The sequence below is a fragment of the Caballeronia sp. LjRoot34 genome (assembly GCF_964253815.1).
Classification (GTDB): Bacteria; Pseudomonadota; Gammaproteobacteria; order Burkholderiales; family Burkholderiaceae; genus Caballeronia.
Window position 1 is genome coordinate 3012996 of sequence record NZ_CAXUSB020000001.1, and the last position, 25443, is coordinate 3038438.

General features: G+C 60.4%; 26 protein-coding genes. 4 read left to right on the plus strand and 22 right to left on the minus strand.

Annotated features, from left to right (window positions below):
• The first annotated feature begins 86 nt into the window (after positions 1–86).
• The 4 genes from earP to ACSQ36_RS13545 all read left to right on the plus strand — a co-directional run bounded on the left by earP (position 87) and on the right by ACSQ36_RS13545 (position 4372).
• Positions 87–1289, plus strand: a complete 1203-nt coding sequence (gene earP, locus ACSQ36_RS13530) for an elongation factor P maturation arginine rhamnosyltransferase EarP (RefSeq protein WP_436182253.1) — start codon at positions 87–89, stop codon at positions 1287–1289.
• 224 nt (positions 1290–1513) lie between these two features.
• Positions 1514–2071, plus strand: a complete 558-nt coding sequence (gene efp, locus ACSQ36_RS13535; protein WP_062089336.1) for an elongation factor P — start codon at positions 1514–1516, stop codon at positions 2069–2071.
• A gap of 281 nt (positions 2072–2352) precedes the next feature.
• Positions 2353–2688 carry a BON domain-containing protein gene (locus tag ACSQ36_RS13540; protein ID WP_436182254.1) on the plus strand — a complete coding sequence of 112 codons (336 nt, stop codon included), beginning with the start codon at positions 2353–2355 and terminating at the stop codon, positions 2686–2688.
• 301 nt (positions 2689–2989) lie between these two features.
• Positions 2990–4372 carry a sigma-54-dependent transcriptional regulator gene (locus ACSQ36_RS13545; RefSeq protein WP_213766784.1) on the plus strand — a complete coding sequence of 461 codons (1383 nt, stop codon included), beginning with the start codon at positions 2990–2992 and terminating at the stop codon, positions 4370–4372.
• Between the two features lie 106 nt (positions 4373–4478).
• On the opposite strand, the gene nagZ is transcribed toward ACSQ36_RS13545, so the two are convergent.
• The 22 genes from nagZ to ACSQ36_RS13655 all read right to left on the minus strand — a co-directional run bounded on the left by nagZ (position 4479) and on the right by ACSQ36_RS13655 (position 25051).
• Positions 4479–5483, minus strand: a complete 1005-nt coding sequence (gene nagZ / locus ACSQ36_RS13550; protein ID WP_436182255.1) for a beta-N-acetylhexosaminidase — start codon at positions 5481–5483, stop codon at positions 4479–4481.
• Positions 5484–5532: 49 nt separating this feature from the next.
• Positions 5533–5964: a holo-ACP synthase gene (acpS, locus tag ACSQ36_RS13555; protein WP_213766786.1), complete on the minus strand. Its 432-nt coding sequence runs from the start codon at positions 5962–5964 to the stop codon at positions 5533–5535.
• A 40-nt stretch (positions 5965–6004) separates the two neighbouring features.
• Positions 6005–6778: a pyridoxine 5'-phosphate synthase gene (gene pdxJ, locus ACSQ36_RS13560; RefSeq protein WP_213766787.1), complete on the minus strand. Its 774-nt coding sequence runs from the start codon at positions 6776–6778 to the stop codon at positions 6005–6007.
• Positions 6775–7668: a DNA repair protein RecO gene (gene recO / locus ACSQ36_RS13565; protein WP_436182256.1), complete on the minus strand. Its 894-nt coding sequence runs from the start codon at positions 7666–7668 to the stop codon at positions 6775–6777. The genes pdxJ and recO overlap by 4 nt, the downstream gene beginning before the upstream one ends.
• A 7-nt stretch (positions 7669–7675) precedes the next feature.
• Positions 7676–8575, minus strand: a complete 900-nt coding sequence (gene era / locus ACSQ36_RS13570; protein ID WP_436182257.1) for a GTPase Era — start codon at positions 8573–8575, stop codon at positions 7676–7678.
• Positions 8576–8681: 106 nt separating this feature from the next.
• A complete protein-coding gene (gene rnc / locus ACSQ36_RS13575; RefSeq protein WP_436182258.1) occupies positions 8682–10043 on the minus strand; it encodes a ribonuclease III in 1362 nt (453 codons plus the stop codon).
• 212 nt (positions 10044–10255) lie between these two features.
• On the minus strand, positions 10256–11149 hold the full coding sequence (gene lepB / locus ACSQ36_RS13580; RefSeq protein ID WP_436182259.1) for a signal peptidase I: 894 nt from the start codon (positions 11147–11149) through the stop codon (positions 10256–10258).
• A gap of 21 nt (positions 11150–11170) precedes the next feature.
• Positions 11171–12961, minus strand: a complete 1791-nt coding sequence (gene lepA, locus ACSQ36_RS13585) for a translation elongation factor 4 (RefSeq protein ID WP_213766791.1) — start codon at positions 12959–12961, stop codon at positions 11171–11173.
• A gap of 131 nt (positions 12962–13092) precedes the next feature.
• Complete coding sequence (locus ACSQ36_RS13590; RefSeq protein WP_436182260.1) at positions 13093–13377, minus strand: glutaredoxin family protein; 285 nt, start codon at positions 13375–13377, stop codon at positions 13093–13095.
• Between the two features lie 5 nt (positions 13378–13382).
• Complete coding sequence (locus ACSQ36_RS13595; protein WP_436182261.1) at positions 13383–15002, minus strand: DegQ family serine endoprotease; 1620 nt, start codon at positions 15000–15002, stop codon at positions 13383–13385.
• Positions 15003–15021: 19 nt separating this feature from the next.
• A complete protein-coding gene (locus ACSQ36_RS13600) occupies positions 15022–16065 on the minus strand; it encodes a MucB/RseB C-terminal domain-containing protein (RefSeq protein ID WP_436182262.1) in 1044 nt (347 codons plus the stop codon).
• 3 nt (positions 16066–16068) lie between these two features.
• Positions 16069–16698 (minus strand): sigma-E factor negative regulatory protein, encoded by a 630-nt coding sequence (locus ACSQ36_RS13605; RefSeq protein ID WP_436182263.1) that lies wholly within the window; start codon positions 16696–16698, stop codon positions 16069–16071.
• An 80-nt stretch (positions 16699–16778) separates the two neighbouring features.
• Positions 16779–17378: an RNA polymerase sigma factor RpoE gene (gene rpoE, locus ACSQ36_RS13610; RefSeq protein ID WP_031363443.1), complete on the minus strand. Its 600-nt coding sequence runs from the start codon at positions 17376–17378 to the stop codon at positions 16779–16781.
• Between the two features lie 95 nt (positions 17379–17473).
• On the minus strand, positions 17474–17968 hold the full coding sequence (locus tag ACSQ36_RS13615) for a hypothetical protein (RefSeq protein ID WP_436182264.1): 495 nt from the start codon (positions 17966–17968) through the stop codon (positions 17474–17476).
• 34 nt (positions 17969–18002) lie between these two features.
• Positions 18003–19241, minus strand: coding sequence for a beta-ketoacyl-ACP synthase II (gene fabF, locus ACSQ36_RS13620; RefSeq protein WP_436182265.1), 1239 nt, complete (start codon positions 19239–19241; stop codon positions 18003–18005).
• A 146-nt stretch (positions 19242–19387) separates the two neighbouring features.
• Positions 19388–19627, minus strand: a complete 240-nt coding sequence (gene acpP / locus ACSQ36_RS13625; RefSeq protein ID WP_004197638.1) for an acyl carrier protein — start codon at positions 19625–19627, stop codon at positions 19388–19390.
• A 260-nt stretch (positions 19628–19887) separates the two neighbouring features.
• Positions 19888–20628 (minus strand): 3-oxoacyl-ACP reductase FabG, encoded by a 741-nt coding sequence (gene fabG / locus ACSQ36_RS13630; protein WP_436182266.1) that lies wholly within the window; start codon positions 20626–20628, stop codon positions 19888–19890.
• A 68-nt stretch (positions 20629–20696) separates the two neighbouring features.
• The gene (fabD, locus tag ACSQ36_RS13635; protein ID WP_436182267.1) at positions 20697–21629 is read right to left on the minus strand and encodes an ACP S-malonyltransferase; all 933 of its coding nucleotides are present in this window, start codon (positions 21627–21629) and stop codon (positions 20697–20699) included.
• Positions 21630–21705: 76 nt separating this feature from the next.
• Positions 21706–22695, minus strand: coding sequence for a beta-ketoacyl-ACP synthase III (locus ACSQ36_RS13640; RefSeq protein ID WP_436182268.1), 990 nt, complete (start codon positions 22693–22695; stop codon positions 21706–21708).
• Positions 22695–23867, minus strand: coding sequence for a phosphate acyltransferase PlsX (plsX, locus tag ACSQ36_RS13645; protein WP_436182269.1), 1173 nt, complete (start codon positions 23865–23867; stop codon positions 22695–22697). Before plsX ends, ACSQ36_RS13640 begins: the two co-directional genes overlap by 1 nt.
• Positions 23868–24008: 141 nt before the next feature.
• On the minus strand, positions 24009–24188 hold the full coding sequence (rpmF, locus tag ACSQ36_RS13650) for a 50S ribosomal protein L32 (protein ID WP_056354381.1): 180 nt from the start codon (positions 24186–24188) through the stop codon (positions 24009–24011).
• A gap of 209 nt (positions 24189–24397) precedes the next feature.
• On the minus strand, positions 24398–25051 hold the full coding sequence (locus ACSQ36_RS13655) for a DUF177 domain-containing protein (protein WP_436182270.1): 654 nt from the start codon (positions 25049–25051) through the stop codon (positions 24398–24400).
• Positions 25052–25443: the final 392 nt, after the last annotated feature.

Consider the following 25443-nt stretch of genomic DNA (forward strand, 5'->3'; position numbering starts at 1 on the left):
GTTATCCTTAAAAGCGCCAGTTTAGTTCAAACCGCTGTCCACCATTCTTCACCATTCATTAGCGGTTCATCGCCGCTCTATTGCCCATGCCGTCTTTATCCGAACAATTGCCGGTTGCTACCGGCCACGTCGGCGTCGACACCAGCGCGCAAGCCAGCAGCATCGCGTGCGATATCTTCTGCGCGGTCATCGACAATTTCGGCGATGTCGGCGTCTGCTGGCGGCTCGCGCGCCAACTGGCCAGCGAACACGGCTGGCAAGTGCGGCTGTTCGTCGATGACCTCAAGGCCTTTCATGCGCTCTGCCCCGCCGTCGATCCCGCGCTCGACCGCCAAAGTGCGTCAGGCGTGATGATCGAGCACTGGCATGCGCCGTCGCATGCCGGCGACACCCTGCAGATCGCCGATGTCGTGATCGAGGCGTTCGGCTGCGAATTGCCGGCGGTGTACGTGAGCGCAATGGCACGCAGGGAAAAGAAGCCCGTGTGGATGAATCTCGAATATCTGAGCGCGGAGGACTGGGTCGCGGATTTTCATCTGCGGCCGTCGCCGCATCCGCGCTACGCGCTCGACAAGACGTTCTTTTTCCCCGGCCTGGGCCCGGGAACCGGTGGCGTGCTGAAAGAGCGTGCGCTGGATGCCGAGCGCGAGGCGTTTGATCGCGATGCCTGGTGGCACGCGCGCGTTGGCATCGCGCCGCCGCCGTCCGGCACGACCGTCATTTCACTGTTCGTGTACGAGAATCCAGCCATCGATACGCTGCTCGAACAATGGCGCGATTCCGCCACGCCGATCGCGTTGCTCGTGCCGGAAGGACGCATTTCCGGCGCGGTTGCCCGGTTTTTTGGCCTGCCGGCCTTTCCGGCGGGGGCGAAAGCGGCAAGCGGATCGCTTTCGGCCTACGCACTGGGTTTTGTCGAACAGCCGCTTTTCGACGCGCTGCTCTGGGCCTCCGATCTGAATTTCGTGCGCGGCGAGGATTCGTTCGTGCGGGCGCAATGGGCGCAGAAGCCGTTTGTCTGGCACATCTACCCGCAAGGCGACGACGCCCATCTGCCGAAACTCGACGCGGCGCTCGCCCACTACGCGAACGGCTTGCCGGTCGGGGCGCGGGCCTCGCTCGAACGCTTCTGGCACGCGTGGAACGGAGCGGGCACCCCGGACTGGGACGATTTCTGGCAAAACCGCGCGCTGCTGGAACGGCGCGCCGCCGATTGGGCGATGGAACTGGCGAGCGTCGGCGATCTGGCTGGAAATCTGGCGGAATTCGCGAAAACTCAGTTAAAATAAGCGGTTATCCAACGGCTTACAGTTCGGAACACTATCTGTTCCGAACGAATTCCACAGGGGAGGAATAAGCACGGTGGGGGAATAGTCAAAGTAATAGTCAGTGAGGCGGCTACAGCGCCCGGGTTTGCGACTTAATTTCGATTAAAGCAAGCGACCCTGCCACGAGCCGGCCGTCGACATTGCAGCGATCAGGCTCACATTTTCGTACAGGACAGTTTTTTAATATGAAGACCGCACAAGAACTCCGCGTCGGCAACGTCGTGATGATCGGCAGCGATGCCATGGTCGTGCTGAAGGCCGAGTACAACAAATCCGGCCGCAATTCCGCGGTCGTGAAGATGAAGTTCCGTAACCTGCTGTCCACCGGCAACATGGAATCGGTGTACAAGGCGGACGACAAGTTCGACGTCGTCCAGCTCGATCGCAAGGAAGTGACGTACTCGTACTTCGCCGACCCTATGTATGTGTTCATGGACGCCGACTACAACCAGTTTGAAGTCGAAGCCGACATGATGGGCGACGCCCTGCACTACCTCGCAGACGGCATGCCGTGCGAAGTGGTGTTCTACAACGAGAAAGCCATCTCGGTGGAACTGCCGACCACGCTGGTTCGCGAGATCATCTACACGGAACCGGCGGTGAAGGGTGACACGTCGTCGGGCAAGGTCCTGAAGACCGCCAAGCTCGCGACGGGTTTCGAACTGCAAGTGCCGCTGTTCTGCGGTATTGGCGACAAGATCGAAATCGATACACGTACCAACGAGTACCGCAGCCGCGCTTAAGGCTTCGGCCGGCTGCCAAAGCCGGCTTGCGTGCTCCAGGTAAAAAGAGAATTAAAAAAAGCGCCCTTCGGGGCGCTTTTTCTTTTTGCTGAACATTATTTCCAATTCAGGCAAACTTTACCGGACTGTTTCTCGAAATTTCCGGGTATTCCCGGCCATAGGATGCGATGTTAAGTGCTAAAAACCTTGATTTTTGTTAAAGGTGAGGATGGCATGAAACCTGCTGTGCTAGTTGTGACTGCGCTGTGACGGCGTCGAATTTCCAACAACAACACATGACCATGCCAATTACAAAAACCGCTCTCGCCCGTCTTGTTCTTGCTGTTTCATGTGCCGTACCGGTAATCGCGATCACGGCCGGATGTTCGTCGACGCCATCGCATGAATCGGCTGGCGAATACACCGTCGACTCCGCACTCACCGCGAAGGTGAAAGCAGCTCTACTCGCCGATCCGGGCCTGAAGTCGCTGGCGGTGAGTGTGACGACGTATCGGAGCGAAGTGCTGTTGTCGGGCTTTGTGAATTCGCCGGACCAGATTCAAAAAGCGGTAGCGGTCGCGCGTGGCGTGGAAGGCGTGCAGTCGGTCAAGAACGAACTGAACGTGAAGCCGCAATAGCAGGCCACTAGCATGCCGACGGGCTGAGCGATTGCGTCGGGAGCAAGTCGTGCTTGGACATCGTGTTCAGACACCGGCGTTTCAGGAACACGCTTCAGGAACACATCAGGAAGCGCAGGACAAAGACCCCGCCGCGTCGGGAGAGGGCTGGAACCTTGGGCGGAAACTTGACACCGTGACGTCATCGCGCCAACAGCTCACACCGACGTAGCCCGGCATCGAGGCGTCCGCCGCTGGATCTCGCCATTGGAGGCGACCGGCGCGGAACGAATTTCAGACCATTTAATACGTTGTGTCCGCCATGCCACACGCTTTGATTGTCGAAGACGATCCCAATAGCCTTTCCGGCCTGTCCGCCATCCTTGCGGCCGACGGTTTTTCCGTCGATACCGCGACCACGCTCGCCGAAGCGCGCTCGGCGCTGACGCGCTTCATCCCAGACGTCGTGCTGGTCGACCTGAACCTGCCCGATGGCAGCGGTCTCGACCTGCTCCACAACCTGCCGGCGCAACCGCCCGGCGGTGCGTTGCCTGTGATTGTGATGACGGGTAATGCGACGGTGGAAAGCGCGATCGAAGGCTTGCGGCAAGGGATCTGGGATTACCTGCTGAAGCCGGTCAACATTCCGCGCCTGCGCAGCCTGCTCGCCCGTATTCCGCGCCCTTACGAGCTGACGGAAGAAGTTCGGGCGTTACGCTCCACGCTGCGCGAACTCGGCTATTTCGGGGGATTGCTCGGGCGCAGCGGTGCGATCCAGCATGTCTACGATCTGATTGAACACACCGCGCCTACGGAAGCCGCCGTGCTGATCTGCGGCGAAAGCGGTACGGGCAAGAAAGTCGCCGCTCGCACGCTGCACGAGATGAGCCGGCGCCGCAAAGGTCCGTTCGTTTCGTTCAATTGCGCCGCGGCCAACGAGACCAGCAATCGTTCGATGGAAAGCCTGATGTTCGGCCACGAACGCGGTGCGTTTGCTGGCGCGGAGAACCGCGAACCCGGCTTGCTTGAGCAAGCGGGTGGCGGAACGCTGTTCCTCGACCAGATCGATGCATTGCCGATCCCGCAGCAGGAAGCCCTGCTACGCGCGCTCGATTCGCAGACCTTCATGCGCGTGGGCGGCAGCAACAAGATCGTGACCGACTTCCGCCTGCTCGCCGCGACGCGTACGCCGGTAAAAGACGCCGTCGCCGATGGCAAATTGCGCGAGGATCTGTTCCTGCGCCTGAATGCGTCGTCGATTGCGTTGCCGCCCTTGCGCGACCGGGGCGACGACATCGCCTTGCTGGCCGAGCATTTCGTCGATGAACTGAATCGCGAGAACCATGTGAGCGGCATTACGAGCGGCGCGCCCAAACGCGTGAGCCCGGATTTCATTCGCGAGTGCCTGACAACCGAATGGCCCGGCAACGTGCGCGAACTACGCGAGCGGGTGCGCCGCGCGTATCACGCATCCGGCGATGTTATCGAAACCTTGCGCGCCGATGAGCAAGGCGGTGCGGGCGGCCGTGGGCTGAACGGCAGCAGCGTGCAGGTAACGGTGGGCACGGCGCTCGCCGATGTCGAGGACATGCTGATTCGTGCGACGCTTGAGGCGGTGGGCGGCACGCGGCATCGCGCGGCGACGCTGCTTGGGATCAGCCCGAAGACGCTTTACAACAAGCTCCAGCGCATGAAGCTGGAGTGACTGGGTCGTTGATTGAAAAAGCCGCTCGTTCTTTCGAACCAGCGGCTTTTTTGTGCGGTTGTGCTCGTCCGCACTCGTCTACGTTCGACCTACGTTAGAAAGCGCTTCAGCCTAACGCGCTCGCCACCAGCGCTCGCGCCTGCTGATATTCCACCTGCTCCATCAGCTTGCCCCAGCTCCACGCGCGGCCTCGTGGCCGCATCCGCCGCAAGCGGGTCTGCGATGCCTTCGTCGGCACGAACGTGAGCCGCTCCAGCACCTTCTCCGCTTCGTCCTGCTGATTGCAGATCAGCACCATGTCGCAGCCTGCGGTCAACGCCGCCGTGGCCGCTTCGGTCAGCGTTCCACCGGCGCGGGCGGCTTCCATCGACAGGTCGTCGCTGAAAATCGCGCCGTTGAAACCGAGTTTGCCGCGCAGGATGTCTTGCAGCCAGACCCGCGAAAAGCCCGCGGGTTTCTCATCGACCTGGGGGTAAATCACGTGCGCCGGGATCACCGATGCCAAGGACATGCCCAACCAGTCGTACGGTTTGATATCGGCGGCGAGGATGTCGTCGAGCGAACGGTCGTCCACAGGCATGGCCACATGCGAATCCGCCGATGCAAACCCATGCCCCGGAAAATGCTTGCCGCAATTGGCCATGCCGGCGAGCGCGAGACCGTGGTTCAGGCTCTTGGCGAGCAAGGTCACCACGCGGGGGTCGCTGTGCAACGCGCGATCACCGATCACTTTCGATTGCCCGTAATCCAGATCGAGCACGGGCGTAAAACTCATGTCGATGCCACACGCCCGCAATTCCGCCGCGAGCACATAACCGAAGGCGGTCGCGGTTTTTGTTGCCAGCAACACGTCACGGTCCCACAGCTCGCCGAGCTTGCCCGGCGCGGGCAGGACGGTGAAGCCATCGGTACGGAAACGCTGCACGCGGCCGCCTTCGTGATCGACGGCAATCAGGATGTCATCACGAACCGTGCGAATCGCGTCAGTCAGCGCGACGAGTTGCGCGCGATCCTGGAAATGCCGCGCGAACAGGATGACGCCGCCGGTCATCGGATGGTCGATACGGCGAATGTCGGCGTCGGAGAGGGTTGTACCGGCCACGTCGAGCATGACTGGCCCGGGAGTGCGTTTTAAAGAGTTCAAATTGGGAGCGAGAAAGTCAGGGGGTTTTTGTTGCTGTGTGTGCTTCTGGGCTCGCGCCGGTTTCCGCGATCACGAACGACACCGCGTAATCGCGTTCATCGGTGATCGTGACCTGGGCGGTAATGCCGCGCACCGCCATCCAGTCGGCGAGTTCTCCCGACGCGACAATCTTCGGCTTGCCGCTCGGCTCGTTGAGCGTTTGCAGCGCGCGCCATGTCATCGGCCAGTGCATGCCAAGCCCGATTGCTTTCGAAAACGCTTCTTTCGCGGAGAAACGCGTCGCGAGGAAGGCAAGACCTCGGAGTTCGGAGCGCGCGTTACGCGCGTGGTAAATGCGAAGTTCGTCGGCCCCGAGCACCTTCTCGGCGAAACGCCCTTTCGTGCGCTCCATCACGCCCGCTACACGGCTTACCTGAACGAGATCCGTGCCTATTCCGTAGATCGCCATCGTTGGGCCTGAGTTTGGGTTATCAGTGTTTATCTCGCGTTTATCGCGATGCAGTCGCAGCGAGGCGTGACGCCACCATGATCGCCTTCATCTCGCGCACCGCATTGTCCCAGCCGGCGAAGATGGCGTGCGCAACGATCGCATGGCCGATATTCAATTCCACGATGCCTTCCAACGCCGCTATCGGCTGGACATTCGTGTAATGCAGACCGTGCCCGGCGTTCACTTTTAGCCCCAAGGAATTGCCGAAATCGACGCTGCGCGCGACGCGCTCGAACTCCTTCTGGCGGGTGGCTTCGTCGTGGGCTTCGGCGTAACAACCGGTATGCAATTCGATCACCGGTGCGCCAGCTTCGTGCGCGGCGCGGATCTGCGTTTCATCGGCGTCGATAAACAGCGACACCCGCGCGCCGGCCTGACGCAACTGCTCGCACGCGGCCTTCACGGCGTTGAACTGGCCCGCGACATCGAGCCCGCCTTCGGTCGTCAGTTCCTGGCGCTTTTCCGGCACGAGACACACGTCGTGCGGACGAACGCCACACGCGATGTCCAGCATTTCCTGCGTTACCGCGCACTCAAGGTTCATACGCGTTTTAAGCAACGGACGCAACGCGTGAACGTCGGCATCGACAATATGGCGGCGATCTTCCCGCAAGTGCAACGTGATGGCGTCGGCGCCCGCTTCTTCGGCTTGCAGCGCGGCGCGGATGGGGTCGGGGTACTGCGTGCCGCGCGCGTTGCGCAGCGTGGCGACGTGATCAATGTTGACGCCCAGATCGATCACGTTCGCGGGCGACGAGAGAAAGAAGCTCATAGATTTTGCAGGTCGATCAGGATTTGACGGGTGGCGAGCGGCGTGCCGCCAAGATACACGTTCAGCAGAAAGCGCATCAATGTCTTGCTTTGCGCGGCCGTCTGCGGGCGGCTGTAGTCGTCCTTCTCCATGTCGAGAAGGGTTTGCCCGGCGATCACCGGCCATTGCGACGGTACATCATCCGATGCGTCGCGCACACCGCGTTCGGGATCGAAGACGTATTTCTGATCAGCGAGAACCGGTTGGCGGGTGATGGTTTTATTCAACGCCATCGCGTAACCGGTTTCGCGCAGCAGCACGCGCTCGAAAGAGCGCAGCGCGTGCAACGCGGGCTCACCGTGCGCGAGACGCGACAACGTCAGCACATAGTGATTGAACAACACCGGATGCGCGTCTTCACGGGCGCAAAACTTGACGAGCAATTCGTTGACGTAGAAGCCACATAACAACGCGTCGCCGGCGAGAGGCAACATGCCGCCGACCCATTCGGCTTGCGTCAAGGTGCGGACTTCGCCCTTCCCCGTCCACGATAACCCCAGCGGCTGGAAAGTTTGCAACACGCCGCGCAATGCGGAATGCGGGCGCTTGGCGCCCTTGGCGACCAGCGCGACGCGGCCGTGATCGCGGGAAAATACGTCGAGCACGAGACTGGTCTCGCGATACGGATAGCTGTGCAGCACGAACGACGGTTGCTCCGCGATACGAAAGTCCGAGCGCGGCGCAGCGCGCGGCGGTCGCGGGGCTTTGGGTTCTTTGGGTTCTTTCGGTGCAGCGGCTTTTGCAGGCGCGGACGCCGTCCGGCGCCTTTTCGGCGCGGGCGTTGAAGGCTCGTCGGTGCTGAAGTTATCGTCGGCGAGCGGATCGGATTCTGCGTCGGAGGACTGGGTCATCCACGCGTCATTCGTACCCATAGGCGCGTAGTCCCGCTTCGTTGTCCGCCCAGCCGCTCTTCACCTTGATGAAGGTTTCAAGGTACACGGGGCCATCGAACAGCCGTTCCATGTCTTGGCGCGCTTCGGTGCTGATCTGCTTCAGCTTTGCACCCTTCTGGCCGATGATCATCGCCTTATGCGTATCGCGTTCCACCAGAATGGTCGCGAAAATGCGGCGCAAACGGCCTTCGGTTTCCCATTTATCGATCATCACCGTGCTCGTGTACGGCAATTCGTCGCCGGTCCAGCGGAACACTTTCTCGCGCAGGATCTCGGCGGCGAGAAAACGCTCGCTGCGATCGGTGAGATCGTCTTCACCGTAAATGGGCGAGCCTTCCGGCAGATACGGCTTCACGACCGTCATCAAGCGCGTGATGTCATCAGCATGCTTCGCGGTCATCGGCACGATTTCCTTGAAGTCGTGCAGCGCGCTCATCTTCTGCATGAACGGAAATAACGTCGCTTTGTCGTTGACGTGATCCAGCTTGTTCGCGATCAACAGGCACGGCGTGCCGTTCGGAATCAGGTCGAGCACCTTCTGGTCGTCGGGACCGAAACGGCCCGCTTCGATCACGAACAGAATGGCATCGACGGACGTCAGCGTTGATGTCACCGCGCGGTTAAGCGAACGGTTCAGCGCGCCGCTATGCTTGGTCTGAAAACCGGGGGTATCGACGAAAATGTACTGCGCGTCGTCCAGCGTATGAATGCCGGTGATACGGTGGCGCGTGGTCTGCGCCTTGCGCGACGTGATGCTGACTTTCTGCCCGACGAGCGCGTTCATCAAGGTCGATTTGCCAACGTTCGGCCGACCGACGATCGCGACCATGCCGCAGCGGAAACCAGAGGGAGTGGGTGCGTTCATAATGTGTGCGGCTGCGGATTCGGTGAATTCGTGGGGACGCGTGGCGTCCGGATTATGCTTGTGATCGATAGCGTGCGAGCTTTAGCGGCAGGCTTCAAGGCTTATGTCAATGGCCGGAATCGGCGGCGCGTACGACGGTTTCATCGACGCTTTCTTCAAGGTGCGCTTCGACCTTTGCTTCAACGTTCTCTGCGCCCTTCGAGGTCGTAGCAGAATGCGCAGCTGGCACGTCTTCACGCTGCCGCGCGGAGGCTGCGGGTTTCTCTACCGGGGATGCGTCGGCGCTTTTTGCAGCAGGCTTGTCAGCTTGCTTGTCGACTTGCTTCGCGACCGCCTTTTCACCTGCACTATCTGCCTTCGCGGCGCTTTTTTCCACCGGGTTATGCACAGCTTTATCCACTGCTGGTTCGACGTGCGCAACCGATGGCTTGTCCGTCCCCTCGCTTCCGACCGCCGGCACCTCGGCCGCTGCTTTCTCGGCCTTCTCCGACTTCTCCGCCCGATGAATCGTCGCCCGCTCGGTTTTCTCGGCGCCGGCAAATGCACCCGCCGACGGTTCCACATGCGATGCGCGAATCACCGCGAATGGGGCGGTGGCCGGACGCTCGGGATCATTATGCGTATTGCTGCCATGGCTAGCGCCAGTGCTATTACTAGCGGCGCGCGCGCGTTCACGACGGTCCGGTGCACGCAGGTCGAGCGCCGCCTGCACCCCCGTCACGCCCGGCACGATTTCCAGTTCCGCCAGCTTGGCTGCGCGCGAACCCTTGCGCTTCGGCTTCGCCGTCATGGCCGGCGCGGCGGAAGCCAACTCATCGAGCGCCTTCTTGGCCGCTGCCTGTTCGGCCGCGCGCCGGCTCGCACCGGAACCCGACACCTTCACATCGAGCTTCGGCACCGTGCATTCCACTTCGAATTGCTGGTTATGCGCCGCGCCGTGCGTGGCCACGACCGTATAGGTCGGCAATGCAATCTTGTGGCCCTGCAGATATTCCTGCAGCAGCGTCTTCGCGTCTTTACCGATCGTGCGTGGATCGATGTGATCGAGAATTGGCGTATAGAGCCGCTTGATGACCTGAAGCGCGGCGTCAAACCCCCCATCCAGGAAGACCGCCCCGAAGATAGCTTCGAGCGTGTCAGCCAATATGGACGGGCGCCGGAAGCCGCCGCTGCGCAACTCGCCCTCGCCCAGCCGCAACGCCTCTGAGACATCGAGTGCCTGTGCAATCTCATAAAGCGACTGCTGCTTGACGAGATTTGCCCGGACGCGAGACAGGTCGCCTTCGTCGAGTTTTGCGAATCGTTGGAACAAAAGCGCAGCCACCACGCAATTTAGAACGGAATCTCCGAGAAATTCGAGTCGTTCATTGTGCGTGGCACTGTGACTGCGGTGGGTCATCGCCTGGCGCAGCAATTCCGCATTGCGAAATTCGTACTGGAGCCGGCTTTCCAACGGGGTTGAGGGCATGGGCAGAGTATAACGCGGGCGCCGGGAGGGGCGAATCCGGCTGAAAGGCCGGAAAACCGCATGGAAAATGACACGACAAGCACACGTTAGCCGCGATTCTTCGTGCTGTTTCTAGGCGGCTCAACGATGACTTGCAATAACAACTACGCCGCGATGACGCGGCGTAGTTGTCGAACGAAATTACTGCTGGTGATGCTGATCAAAACCGCGCTTCAATGGAACACCCCAATGCGCTTCAAACTGCTGAAGTTCATCCAGATAAAGAATGCGCGCCCGACAATATTCGCATCAGGCACGAAGCCCCAATAACGGCTGTCTGCGCTGTTATCGCGATTGTCGCCCATCATGAAATAGTTGCCCGCCGGCACTTTGCAAATGACGCCTTGAGCGTTGTAGTTGCAGTTGTCGCGGAACGGGAAGTCGTCGGCGCCAATCACGAACGGCGGCACTTGCGCGTTATTCAGAATCGCATTCTTGCGGCCATCGAGATCTTCTTCGAATTGCTTCGCGTAACCAATGCGTTCGTCGTCGAAGAAATCAGGCAATGACGTTTCCGGAACCGGCTTGCCATTGATGGTCAGCTTCTTGTCCTGGTACGCAACGGTGTCGCCGGGAAGGCCGATCACGCGTTTGATGTAATCCACCGACTCGTCTTTCGGATAACGGAACACGACTACGTCACCGCGCTTGAGCGGCGTGCCGCTGGTCAGCTTGGTATTGCTGATCGGCAAACGCAGGCCATATTCGAATTTATTGACGAGGATGAAATCGCCCACCAGCAACGTAGGCACCATGGATCCCGACGGAATCTTGAATGGTTCGACTACGAACGAGCGCACCACGAACACCACCAGGATCACCGGAAAGAAACTCGCGGAATATTCGAGGTACCACGGCTGGCGGAGCTTTTCATCGCGCAGGCGAGCGCGCGTTTGCGGCGCGTTTTCGTCGGCGAAACGGGGTTCAAGGCGTGCCTGCTGCTGATCGAATTCCACTACCGCTGCGTCTGCTGCGCGACGCCGTTTCGGCTCGAACACCAGTTTGTCGAACACCCACGCAATCCCCGTCACGATGACGAGCACCAAAAGAATCAACGCAAAATTCATCAATCGTTTCCGGTTGTTTTATTAATCTTCGACGCGAAGAATCGCAAGGAAAGCTTCTTGCGGAATCTCGACCGAACCGACTTGCTTCATGCGCTTCTTGCCGGCCTTCTGCTTTTCCAGAAGCTTTTTCTTTCGCGAGATATCGCCGCCGTAGCACTTTGCCAGAACGTTCTTACGCAATGCTTTAATGTTTTCGCGCGCGATAATGTTCGCGCCAATAGTTGCCTGGATTGCCACGTCGTACATTTGCCGCGGAATCAGTTCGCGCATCTTCGACGCCACTTCACGCCCACGATGCTGGCTTTGCGACCGGTGCACGATCACCGACAACGCGTCGACTTTATCGCCGTTGATCAGCATGTCGACCTTCACCACATCCGACGCGCGATATTCCTTGAACTCATAGTCCATGGATGCATAACCGCGCGACGTGGACTTCAGCCGGTCGAAGAAATCCAGCACGATTTCCGCCATCGGGATTTCGTAGGTGAGTTGAACCTGACGCCCGTGATACAGCATGTTGATCTGCGAACCGCGCTTGTTCGTGCAAAGCGTGATCACCGCGCCCACATATTCCTGCGGCATGTACAGGTTCACGGTCACGATCGGCTCGCGCACTTCTTCAATGTACGACGGCTCCGGCATCTTGGCCGGGTTCTCGACCTGAATCAGCGTGCCATCGCGCTTCACGACTTCGTACACCACGGTCGGCGCCGTGGTGATGAGGTCCATGTCGAACTCGCGTTCCAGCCGTTCCTGCACGATCTCCATGTGCAGGAGACCGAGAAAGCCGCATCGGAAACCGAAACCAAGTGCTTGCGACACTTCCGGCTCGTATTGCAGCGAGGAGTCGTTCAGCTTCAGCTTTTCCAGCGATTCACGCAGTGCGTCGTACTGATTTGCTTCGATCGGATACAAACCCGCGAACACTTGCGGCTTCACTTCCTTGAAACCTGGCAGCGGCGTTTCGGCCGGGCGCGCGACGGTGGTCACCGTATCGCCGACTTTCGCGGCCTGCAATTCCTTGATGCCCGCGATGATGAAGCCCACCTGCCCCGCCGAGAGCGACGCGAGATTCGTGGCTTTCGGCGCGAACACGCCAAGACTTTCGACCGGATAAACCGCGCCGGACGCCATCATCTTGATCTTTTCCTTCGGGCGCAGCGTGCCGTTCTTGATGCGCACGAGCATGACCACGCCGACGTAATTATCGAACCATGAATCGATGATCAGCGCCTGCAACGGTGCGTCCGGATCGCCCTTCGGCGGCGGCACTTTGGCAATCAGCGCCTCGAGCACGTCGGTCACGCCGAGGCCGGTCTTCGCGCTGCAACGCGCGGCATCGGTTGCATCAATGCCGATCACATCTTCGATTTCTGAAATTGCGTTCTCGGGGTCTGCCGCGGGCAGGTCGATCTTGTTCAGGACCGGCACGACTTCCACGCCCAGTTCAATCGCCATGTAGCAATTGGCGACCGTTTGCGCTTCCACGCCCTGGCTGGCGTCGACCACGAGCAACGCGCCTTCGCAGGCGGACAGCGAGCGGCTGACCTCGTACGAGAAGTCGACGTGGCCCGGGGTGTCGATGAGATTCAGGTTGTAGACCTGACCGTCGAGCGCTTTGTAGCTCAGTGCCGCAGTTTGCGCCTTGATGGTGATGCCGCGCTCACGCTCGAGATCCATGGAGTCGAGCACCTGCGCGTCCATCTCGCGGTCGGACAAGCCGCCGCACAACTGGATGATGCGATCGGCCAGCGTCGACTTGCCGTGGTCGATGTGCGCAATGATCGAGAAGTTACGAATATGATTCATTCAGTGCCGATCAAGCAAAAAGGCGCGCCCAGACAAACGCGGAGCACGCCTTGAAAATGGGGGTGAAAAACTTGTCTATTTTAGCCGAAAAGGCGGGCCGACGGCGGATTTTACGGGAAAGGTCCGATTGCTCAGGGACTTGGGCGCGTGCCAGGCGCGGTTGAAAGCGTGCTTGGACGCGTGCTTTGAAGGGCATCCCGCACTCGGGTTTCGTCCAGCCGGTAATGGCATAACTCCACGCCATCCAGCGCCAGAACGGGAACGAGTTCGTCGTATAACGCTTCGAGCTCAGGATCGGCGTCGATATCGATCCACTCGATCGCGACGCCGAACTCAGCCGCAATCGGCTCAAGCCCGGCGCGCAAGTCTTCGCACAGGTGGCACCACGCGCGCCCATAAAGCTTAAGCGCGCTCATCGTGCTTATTTCTGCGCCTGCGCACGCGGGCGCAATGGCACGAACTGCGTGTTGTCCCCACGACGCACCAGCACCGCGACCATCTTGCTCGGGTCGACGTTTTGCGCGACCGCGTCGAATTGCTTCGCGCTCGTGATATCCGTATCGCCGATCCGCAGGATGATGTCGCCCTTCTGGAAGCCGGCACGCGCCGCCGGACCCTCCACCGCGTCCACCATTACGCCGTTCGTGAGTTTCAGCGCCTTCTTCTGGTCAGCCGGAATGTCGTTCACCGCAATGCCGAGCGTGTTGCTCGCGCTCGCCTTCGGCGGCGGCGTCTTCTTAGTCTCGGCCTTCGCGACCTTGTCCGGCTGCATTTCCGCGATGGTGATCGGCAGATCGCGCGACTCGCCCTTGCGCCATACGGTGATCGTCGCCTTCGTGCCCGGCTTCGTGTCACCGACCATGCGCGGCAGATCCGTCGCCGTGGCCACGTCGTGGTCGTTGTACTTCAAGATGATGTCGCCTGGCTGGATACCCGCCTTGTCGGCCGGGCCGCCCGCTTCCACGCTGCTCACCAGCGCGCCCTGCGCCTTCGGAAGCCCAAGCGAATCCGCCACTTCCTTCGTGACCTCGCCGATCGCCACGGCAATGCGGCCGCGCGTGACCTTGCCCGTCGTCTTCAGTTGATCGGCGACGCGCATGGCTTCATCGATAGGAATCGCGAACGAAATTCCCATGAAGCCGCCCGTACGGCTGTAGATCTGCGAGTTGATGCCGATCACCTCGCCCGCCATGTTGATCAGCGGACCACCCGAATTGCCCGGATTCACCGCGACATCGGTCTGGATAAACGGCAGATAGTCACCCGTGTCACGCCCCTTCGCGCTGACGATACCCGCCGTCACCGTGTTGTCGAGCCCGAACGGCGAACCGATTGCCAGCACCCATTCGCCGACACGTACCTTGTTCGAATCGCCGATGGTAATGGCCGGCAGGCTCGTCGCCTGGATCTTGACGACCGCCACGTCCGTGCGCTCATCGACACCGATCAGCTTCGCCTTGAATTCGCGCTTGTCCGTGAGCGTGACGTAGATGGTGTCCGCGTCGTCGACCACGTGGGCATTGGTCATCACGTAACCATCGGCCGACATGATGAAACCCGAGCCCACGCCGCTGCTCTGCTCCGAATTGTCCTGATTGTCAGGGCTGTCCTGCGGTGCGCTGCGATTACCCTGGCTGCCGCCGCTGTCGCCACCCTGGTCGCCGCCTCCGCTTCCGCCGCTACCACCGCCGTTGCCGCCACCGCTTCCACCGCCGCCGCGTGGCGTGCCGGGCATCGGAATACCGAAGAAACGGCGGAAGAACTCCGACATGTCGCCGTCGTCCATGCCTGGCGGCAAGCCATGCAGATCACTGCTACTGCTGCTGACGCGGGTTGTCGTACGAATATTGACGACCGATGGACCCACTTTATCGACGAGTGTGGTGAAGTCGGGCAAATTCACTCCCGGCACCGCGACCGGTGTGGCGGCCGGCGCCGGCGTCGACGCGGGCGCCGCTGCTGTGGCCGCGAAGGTCGCGAGCGGCAGGCATGCGGCAAGCGCCGCGGCCGCGAAATAGGTGCGCAGCGAGAGATTGCTCATATCGTGGTGGGCCGAGGAATTACTTGGAAGGCTTGTATTCTATGGCAGAAGCAAATTGCTGCAACGTGGCCTGGGGCACTTCGCCGAGCAAGGTAATCCAGAAATCCCCGCGGCGCTTGACCAACACGTGTGTAGCACCGCTGTCTCCAGCTCCTTCCTTGCGCGAATTTTTTTCCACGGGCTCGACAAAAATCGAGATTGCCGCGAGTCCGTCAGAGAAAACAGCCTGATCGACGGGAATGGGCGGCTGGCCCTGTTCACGCGACGCCATAGGCCGGCGCAACTCGCGAATCTCGCGGAAACCCGCCACGGCGGGCGGGATTTTCCAGCCCTGCGCTTCCATATCGACAGGCTCAACCGGCGGACGCACGACCGTCCACCCAGCTATGTTCTTGATCCCGTTCGCAATGGCAGCGCGGTCGACGGACCCGCCAATCTGCACTTGCGAGAATGAAAGCTGTTCAAGCACCTGACCGTCAGGGCCAAGCGTCTGCGCGCGCAGCAGAAGACCGGTTTTCGAATCAGCCCAGAGCTTGTAGGCAAAGCGCAAGGCGTCTTTCGGATCGAGCTCGATCACCTGGCTGTCGATCCCGGCTACACGGTCCGGACCCAGCATTTTGGGCTCATACACCGTCAGGACCTGCTCGCTGCTGGTCGTCAGCAACGACGGGAACGCGTCCTTGTTCAGACGCTTTTCGACGATCACCAAATGCCGTTCGGGTACGAACGTGTACATGTCGTCGTCGTGGCGAAGCATCTTGCGAGGCGCTCCGTCCAGGCTTTCCAGCGACTCGAACTCACCGTCGCTGCGCGCCGCCGAATGGGTAATCCGCGACGATTGCACCGTTGTCCCACGCTGGTAGACGAAGGTGCCCTCGTAGTTCTGCTGCTGTGCGGCGTCGTGAATCCGGTTGAGCAGTTCCGCAGCGGACTTGCGCGCGGCGGCGGAATCGTCGCCTTGCGCAAAAGCACTCGATGCCGCGGATAACAACGCGGCTGCGCAGAACATCAACGCCGGCAACCGCCCCCAATGAGTCGTTTTCTTCAACCGCACACGTTGCATCAGTTATTGGCCTTGGCTGGTAGCCGCAGTGCGAATCAAAGGCATCGAGCCCGGCATGACGGGCTGTTGGGAGAATTGCTGATGCGCTTCGAGATACTGGTCCAGGCTCGCGTCGCGAATGATATTCGCTTCGACAACCGGTGAACGCGTGCTGGCGGCAGGCATGGAAGCCATGGCCACGCGCTGCACATGATCCGACGACAAGGACGCCATCTGCGCGCCGTTGTGGCCGTCCACGCCCTGCAATTGCGGCACGACGATCCAAGTCAGCGTGGCTGCGGCAGCCGCGACGGCGAAAGCCGGTACTACGCGGCGGCGGAACAGCCGCGAACGCAGGCGCTCCGTAGAGACCGCCGGAATGGCCGCGGGCGCGAATACATGCGCTTCCGCCTCGAAGCGCGCCGAGAACGCGTTCATGAACGCGCTGCTGGCTGCAGGACTCGCCGCGAGATCGTCGGAACGCAGGGCGTCGCCGATCAAGTGGAAATCCGACCACGCCGCGCGATCCTTCTGCGTAAACCCGGAAAGAAACTGACTGATGTCGCCCGAACCGTCGAACGATTCACCGTCGACAAAAGCGGACAGACGCTCGCCTCGCGAGCTAGCTTGCGATTGCACCGAAACCGACCCCATGATGCTCCCCATCTTGACTGCACCCCGTAGTGACACTACCTGACTCAGATACCGCGTCCCTGCCCCGCGCAACCTCGCTGTTACCAGCGCTTGCCTTCGGGAGTGTCCAGCAACGGACGCAATTTTGCCGCAATGGCTTCGCGAGCACGAAAAATTCTTGATCTGACGGTCCCAATTGGACAATTCATCATCTCGGCAATTTCCTCGTAGCTCAGACCTTCAATCTCACGAAGAGTAATGGCGGTGCGCAACTCTTCCGGTAAAACCGCCATTGCAGCATTGACCGTCTGTGCGATCTGCTTGCTCATCAACATCGACTCAGGCGTGTTGATATCCCTTAGTTGGTCTGCATCGGAGAAAGTTTCCGCTTCTTCTGCATCAGCTTCGGTAGAAGTTGGAGCACGACGGCTCTGAGTGGCAAGGTAGTTCTTCGCGGTGTTGACCGCAATCCGGTAAAGCCAAGTATAAAACGCCGATTCTCCGCGAAATTGCGGCAACGCGCGATAAGCCTTGATAAAGGCGTCCTGCGCGACGTCCTCAACCTCGGCGGGATCCCGCACGAGACGGGAGATAAGCCGGATGATTTTGCGCTGATATTTGGCGACCAGTAGCTCGAACGCTGCTTTATCGCCCTTTTGCACGCGTTCGACCAGTACCTGATCGATTTCTTTTTCGCTCACCTGGGAAATCCGTTAACTTTGGGGGTGCTACGCGGAGGGCTATTGTAGCGTTACGCCGCCGGAACACGCCGGATGCTGACCGGCGGTTACACGCGTTACAGATGTTCCTGGGCGCAACGCCGGGCGCGCACGGTCAGTTCGCGGAACGCGGAAGCATTGGCGAGCGCGTCGGCGGCCACCAGAAACGATGCTGGGCGGCCTTTCGCCGGGACCAGGATGAGGACAAGCAAGCGGTCGCTCCACTGGGCGCAACCTGTAATACGCCGGTATTGCGCGTTCCCCGCGCGATCCCACATGGTCAAACCATCTTGTCCGATCTCGAACGCGACGGGGCGCCGCCGCTCGCCGCCCAAGGCCGTAGTGGCCAGCGCGGCAATCACGGTCAAAGCCGCTACGCACGCGCTGAACAGCCCGGCGTAAGCCGCCAGGCAGTGGAATACCGATGCTGCCGCGACCGCCACGAATGCTGCGGTGGCGCCCCACAGGAACAGCGAGGGACGGAGTGTATGCCGGCGCGGGGAATCGGCGAGCAAGTCCGCGGCGAACGAGTCAGAGGATGTCTCCGGCAACAGAATCTGCGCGCTTGTCATTCGCCCGTTTCCCCGACGACCAGGCGCGCGCCGCTCAATGCCGCTTGAAAACGAGCGTGCCGTTCGTACCGCCGAAACCGAACGAGTTCTTCAGCGCCACGTCAATCTTCATGTTCCGCGCTTCGTTCGCGCAGTAGTCCAGGTCGCATTGCGGGTCCTGGTTGAAGATATTCATGGTGGGCGGCGATATCTGGTGGTGCAGCGCCAGCACGGTGAAGACCGATTCCAGTCCGCCGGCGCCGCCAAGCAGGTGGCCGGTCATCGATTTGGTGGAATTCACCACGATCTTCTTCGCGTGATCGCCGAAGGCATTCTTGATCCCGATGGTCTCGGCCAGATCACCGAGCTGCGTGGATGTGCCATGAGCGTTCAGGTAGTGCACCTCGTCCGCATTGACCTGGGCGTTTTTCAACGCATTGCGCATGCTGCGGCGGGCGCCGTCGCCGTCTTCCGGCGGTGCGGTCATGTGATACGCGTCGCCGCTCATGCCGTAGCCGCTGACTTCCGCGTAAATCTTCGCGCCGCGCGCCTTCGCGTGCTCATATTCTTCAAGCACCATCACGCCGGCGCCTTCGCCCAGTACAAAACCGTCCCGATCCTTGTCCCACGGACGGCTGGCGGTAGCCGGGTCGTCGTTGCGCTGCGACAACGCGCGCGCAGCCGCGAAGCCGCCGACACCCAATGGCGATACGGTCGCTTCCGAACCGCCGCAGATCATCACGTCGGCGTCGCCGTATTCGATCAGCCGCGAGCCTTCGCCGATGCAATGCAGCCCCGTCGTACAGGCAGTCACGATGGCAAGATTCGGTCCTTTCAAACCGAAGCGAATGGAGAGATGGCCGGAGATCATGTTGATGATCGACGCCGGTACAAAAAACGGCGAAATCCGGCGCGGGCCGCGATTCAGCAATTCCGTTTGCGTGATTTCGATCATCGGCAAGCCGCCGATGCCCGAGCCGACCACGACACCCACGCGCTCCGAGTTTTCCTCGGTAATTTCCAGTCCGCTGTCCTGCATGGCTTGCACACCGGCAGCAATGCCGTAATGGATAAAGGTATCCATGTGGCGCGCTTCCTTGGCCGGCATATAGTCTTCGACATTGAAGCCTTTGACTTCGCCGGCAAAGCGCGTGGAGAAGTTCGTGGCATCGAACTTCGTGATCTCGGCAATGCCCGACTTGCCAGCGACCAGATTGGCCCAGCCGTCGGCAACGGTATTGCCGACAGGCGAAATCAGCCCAAGGCCTGTAACAACAACACGACGACGGCTCACAGTAACCCCTTATCCATAAATGACAAAAAGCAAAAGCCACAAGATCCACAGGAAATTGCCCTGTGAGCCCTGTGGCTGTTAAATCGGTTCGAATCGCGACAGAGCGTCAACCCCGAATAGTGTAGAAGCAGCTTGCGCGTCGGGCTTTAGGCCTTGACGTTGGCGCGAGCGTAGTCGATCGCTTGCTGAACCGTCGTGATCTTCTCGGCTTCTTCGTCAGGGATTTCCATGCCGAATTCGTCTTCGAGAGCCATCACGAGTTCGACGGTGTCGAGCGAGTCAGCGCCCAGATCGTTGACGAACGAAGCTTCGTTCTTGATTTCAGCTTCGGCGACGCCCAGTTGTTCGGCGACGATCTTCTTCACGCGCTGTTCGATATTGTCCATGCAGCCCTCCGAGGGAAATGTAGTTCAAAAACACAAGTGCGCGCATTTTATCAGGTTTGTACCCGTAAATACCCACGCACGAAATCAGCTTTGTTTGGCGCGTGACATGCCTTTGATGCCTGTCACGTCCTTTTCTGCGCCCTTTCCTGCGCCCTTTCCTGCTTAACACTTCTGACAGCAAATTTCGCATCCCGCGCACCGTGCTTTAAATCAGCACTTTGCGCACCCGCCACAAGGCGCGGATATTAACGAAATGCCTGTCACATGTACATGCCGCCGTTCACGTGGAGCGTCGTACCCGTGATGTACCCCGCGTACGGCGAAGCAAGGAAAGCCACAGCATGAGCGATATCTTCCGGACTGCCCAGTCGGCCGAGTGGTATCTGTGCTGTGAGCGCCGCACGCTGCGCTTCCGGCAGGACCTTGGTCATGTCGGTGTCGATAAAACCCGGCGCAATGCAGTTCACCGTGATCCCGCGGCTGCCGATTTCACGGGCCAGCGCCCGCGTCATGCCTGCCACGCCGGCCTTCGCGGCCGCGTAGTTGGCCTGCCCCGGGTTGCCCGACGACGCCACCACTGACGTGATGTTGATGATCCGGCCGCCGCGCGCTTTCATCATCGGCCGCAGCACGGCGCGCGAGAGGCGGAAAACGGCACGCAGGTTGGTGTCGATGACAGCGTCGAATTCGTCGTCCTTCATGCGCATCGCGAGTTGATCTTTCGTGATCCCGGCATTGTTCACCAGCACGTTGAGGCCGCCGAATTCCTTGACCACGCCGTCGATAAACGCCTCGCTCGCGGCTGCGTCCGTGACGTTCAGCAGAGCGCCACGGCTTTGCCCGCCAAACTCTTTCAATGCTTCGGTAATGCCTTCGGCGCCGCTTTCGCTGGTCGCCGTGCCAATCACGGTCGCGCCCTGGCGCGCGAGTTCGACCGCGATCGACCGGCCGATACCTCGCGACGCGCCCGTCACGACCACTATGTGCTTGTCCAGAATCATCTTTCGTCCGTTCCTTGGTTTTGCCTGACCGCTTTGCGTCACTACCTTGACCTATCTGGCCGACGAATTCAGCCGGCGAGCAGTTTGCGGGTTTCTTCGAGCGAAACCGGATCGAAGATCGATGCGCCGATCAGCGTACCGTCGATCCGCTTCGTCAACCCGTTCAGCACCTTGCCCGGACCGCATTCGATCACGTGCGTGACCCCTTCGTGCGCCATCTTCCGCACGGTTTCGACCCAGCGGACGGGACCCGCGGCCTGACGCACGAGCGCGTCCTTGATGGCAGCCGGTTCGGCGACGCTCGCGACATCGATGTTATTGATCAGCGGAATCAGCGGCACGGTGATACTGACGCTCGCCAGATACTCGCGCAACTGGTCCGACGCCGGCTTGAGCAGCGACGAATGGAACGGGGCAGACACCGGCAGCGGCAAAGCGCGTTTCGCACCCTTGGCCTTGGCGATTTCGCAGGCTTTTTCAACGCCTGCTTTCGCACCAGCAATCACCACTTGGGACGGCGCGTTGAAGTTCACCGCCTCCACAATCCCTGCCGCCGAAGCTTCGGCGCAGACGGCGCGCACAGCGTCGTCGTCGAGACCAAGAATTGCGGCCATGCCGCCTTCGCCTACCGGCACCGCGCTCTGCATGGCTTGCGCGCGAAAACGCACGAGCGGCACGGCGGCAGAAAACGGCAGCGCACCAGCAACAACCAGCGCCGTATATTCGCCCAGGCTATGACCCGCGACGATCGCCGGCTTGAGCCCGGTTTCCTTTTCCCACACGCGATAAATCGCGTACGCGGCCGTCAGCATGACGGGTTGCGTGTTCGTGGTGAGACCCAGTTCTTCCGCCGGGCCTTCGGCAATCAGCTTGGCCAGATCCTGGCCGAGTGCATCGGATGCCTGTTGCACGGTTTCGCGCACCACGGCGTGGTCGGCAAACGCATTGAGCATGCCGACCGACTGGGAACCTTGTCCCGGAAAAACGAACGCGAATTTCATGAGGTCCTTGCTCGATTGGATTGTCGAATGACTGAGGTGGCTTGAAGACGGGGAGTCGTGTCGGCTTAATACCCGCTTAATAGCGGATAACCGACGCGCCCCACGTGAAGCCGCCGCCCACCCCTTCGATCAGCACATGCTGGCCGCGCTTGATACGGCCGTCGCGCACGGCGACGTCGAATGCGAGAGGAATGGATGCCGCCGACGTATTGCCATGCTCCCCAACGGTCACGACCATGCGCTCCAGCGGCACATGCAACTTGCGCGCGGTGCTTTCCATGATGCGGATATTGGCCTGATGCGGAATGAGCCAGTCGATATCGCTCGCGGTCAGTTGCGCCTTCTCGAGCGCCTCGACGGCCACTTTTTCCAGCACCTTCACCGCCAGCTTGAACACGGCCTGGCCATCCATGTGCAGGAACGCGCTGCCTTCGATCACGCCCTTGTTCACATTGCCCGGCGTGCACAGGATGTTCGCGTGGCTGCCGTCGGCGTGAAGCGCGCTGGACAGTACGCCGGGTTCATCGGAGGCTTGCAGGATCACCGCGCCCGCGCCATCGCCGAACAACACACAGGTTGTGCGGTCGTTGAAATCGAGAATACGCGAGAAGGTTTCAGCGCCGACGACCAGCGCCGTGTGATTGGCGCCGCCGCGGATAAGGCTGTCTGCCATTGCAACGGCATAAGCGAAGCCCGAGCAGACAGCCTGGATATCAAACGCAGCGCCGCCGTTCTTGATGCCGAGCTTATTCTGCAACAGGCAAGCGGTGCTGGGGAAAACGAAGTCAGGCGTGGACGTGGCGACAATGATCAGATCGATCGATTGCGGATCAATACCCGCAGCCTCTATCGCATGATGCGACGCCTGCAAGGCGAGTTCGCTGGTCGTCTGATCGGGTGCGGCGAAATGACGCGCATGAATACCGGTGCGGGCGACGATCCACTCATCGCTCGTTTCGACACCCTGTTTTGCCAGACGCTCGGCCAGTTCCTGATTCGAGACACGGTCCGCCGGCAGGTAACTGCCCGTTCCGATCACACGGGAATAGAGATTCGATTGAGCCATTATGCCTTCGAGGATAGCGCGGCACCCGGTTCGCCCGGCTGCACGAGCGGGCGGGCAGCGACCGTATTGTCGCCTGGGGCGACGGGGTCGGCCGCGGGGTCGGTCTGATTCGGGACCACGGTGCCAGCAGTGTCAGCAGAAGCGCCGAGCGCCGCTTGTTGCACGGGAGCAGTGTTTTCTTCCATGGCGCGCACGAGGCGTTCAAGCACGCCATTTTTGACGGCATCATACCCGCGTTTGATAGCCCACTCAAACCCGTAGGCTTGTGCCGATCCGTGACTTTTGATGACCAGCCCGCGCAGGCCAAGCAGCGCGGCGCCGTTGTACTGGGCCGGGTCGACCCGCCGTTTGAAGCGCTTGAGAACGGGCAATGCGACGAGCGCCATCAGCTTGGTCAAGAGCGATCGGCTGAATTCCTCGCGGATCATGTCGGTCAGCATCTGCGCCAGACCTTCCGAGGTCTTCAGCGCCACGTTGCCGACAAAACCGTCGCACACGACCACGTCGGTCGTGCCTTTATAGATGTCGTTGCCTTCCACGTTGCCGTAGAAATTGAGCGTGCTTGCGCGCAGCAATTCGCCGGCGCGTTTGATGATGTCGTTGCCCTTGATGACTTCTTCGCCGATGTTGAGCAGACCAATGGTCGGCCGCTCCTTGTCCCCGATAGCGGCGACAAGCGCGTGGCCCATTTCGGCGAATTGCAGCAGGTGTTGCGGCTCGCAGTCCACGTTCGCGCCCAGGTCGAGCACGGTGGTGAAGCCTTTCTGGCTTGGCATCGCGAATGCGATAGCCGGGCGCTCAATGCCGGGCAGCGTCTTGAGCACGTAGCGGGACACGGCCATCAATGCGCCGGTGTTGCCCGCCGAGATGCACGTCTGCGCCTGGCCGTCCTTGACGAGATTGAGCGCCACCCGCATGGACGAATCTTTCTTCCGGCGCAGCGCTACCTCGACCGAATCGTCCATCTCGACCACTTCGGTCGCAGGGACGACCGTCAGCCGGGTTTCGCCGGTGGCTTTGCACTTCTTCAGCTGCGCGCGGATGGCCGACTCGATGCCGACAAGCAGCAACTGCGCGTCAGGATGTGAGCGCACGAAACTGACCGCGGCGGGAACGGTCACGGACGGGCCGTGGTCGCCTCCCATGCAGTCGATAGTGATCTTTACGGTCATGGAGTGCGACGAATTTCAGGCACAAAAAAGCGGCAGTGAAATGCCGCCTTCTTGTTGTACCGGGAACATGTCAAGCGCAAACAACCGCGACTCAGACCACGAGTCAAGACGGTGACGCCAGACGCAACAAGCGTCGTACGCTTAGTCGTTCTTCGTCTTGATGACTTTCTTGCCACGATAGTAGCCGTTCGGGCTCACGTGGTGACGCAGATGGACTTCACCCGTGCCCGGCTCAACAGCCAGCGCCGGCGCGGTCAGGAAGTCGTGCGAACGATGCATGCCGCGCTTGGACGGCGATTTCTTGTTTTGCTGAACTGCCATGATGACTCCAGAAAAATTTTGCGAATTCTAACACAGCTCGACACGCCCGAGACCCTGACCTAAGGCCAGCGAGTCTTTCCGGACGCATCGCGCCGCCTGATGATTCGACATCCGGCCTGATGCCGGACATCAATACTCTTTTATTGCGAGCGCTTAAAACACGTGCTTAATTGCCCGCGCTTCAATCCACACTGCGCTTCAATCCACACTTAATGCTTATTGTCGTCGGAACCGCCCTGCTTGAGCTTACCGAGCGCGGCGAACGGATTGGGTCTGCCTGAGCCGCCATCCTGCTGCGCGCCTGCATCGCCATTCAGACCACCACTGTCCAGCTCGCCCTCGGCGCCCGCGAGGCCCGTTACCAGGCTCTCGTGCACTTCAGGACACACTTCGTGCTTCGGCACGAGCGGCAAGGACAACAACAATTCCTCTTCGATCAAGTCGATGAGATCGAACTGGCGTGAGCCAACGATCACTTCCACTTCATCGTTGTCTAGCGGAAACTCGTCTGCTTCGTCTTCCGTCGCGACAATGCGATACGTTGCATCGACATTCAGATGTTGCGAATACGGCGAAAGACAACGCTGGCATTCGATCCAGACCGATCCGTGCACCGCAAGCCGCAAATAAGGCTGCGGCGCTTCGGTACCGTCGTCCTGCAACTCGGGCTGCATGGAGCCTTCGGCCTGCCATGAAAACACCGTGTCGCGGTCCGGGGCATCTGCCGGCACTTCGTTCAACATACGCGGCAATTGCGAGACCCGTACACCGCCTGCTGCCTGCCGACGGCTTTGGGCGAATTCGAACAGGTCGAGCGCGCGCAAGTCGGCGGGACATGCAGGTTTGCCAGGATTTTGTGTCATGTGCGCTCCTGCAGTGGTCGTTGCCGCGACGGCTGGATAGCAAGTCCGCGGAGGACGACCGGGGGTGAAACTGCAGTATGCACCGCACCGGACCCGTCCGGCTGGTGTGGTTTATCCCGATTTTCCGGTTTTAGCAGCGAGCTGTGTGCTTGCTGCGTATCTGATAGCACCACACCCTGTGACTGCACCACATCTGGCCTTCTAAAACGGCTCTGCCACACTCCGGGCTGCCTCTGGACCGCGCAACACCTCGGTACACTTCCGGCCACCGCTGCCATCCACTGTCGCCATCTCGGTATGCGTAAAAAGGCCTTCGCATACCGATGAAAAGCCCAAAATCATAGCGGCTTTGTCTTTTCGAGTCAAACACTTATGCTTCGGCGTGCGGCACC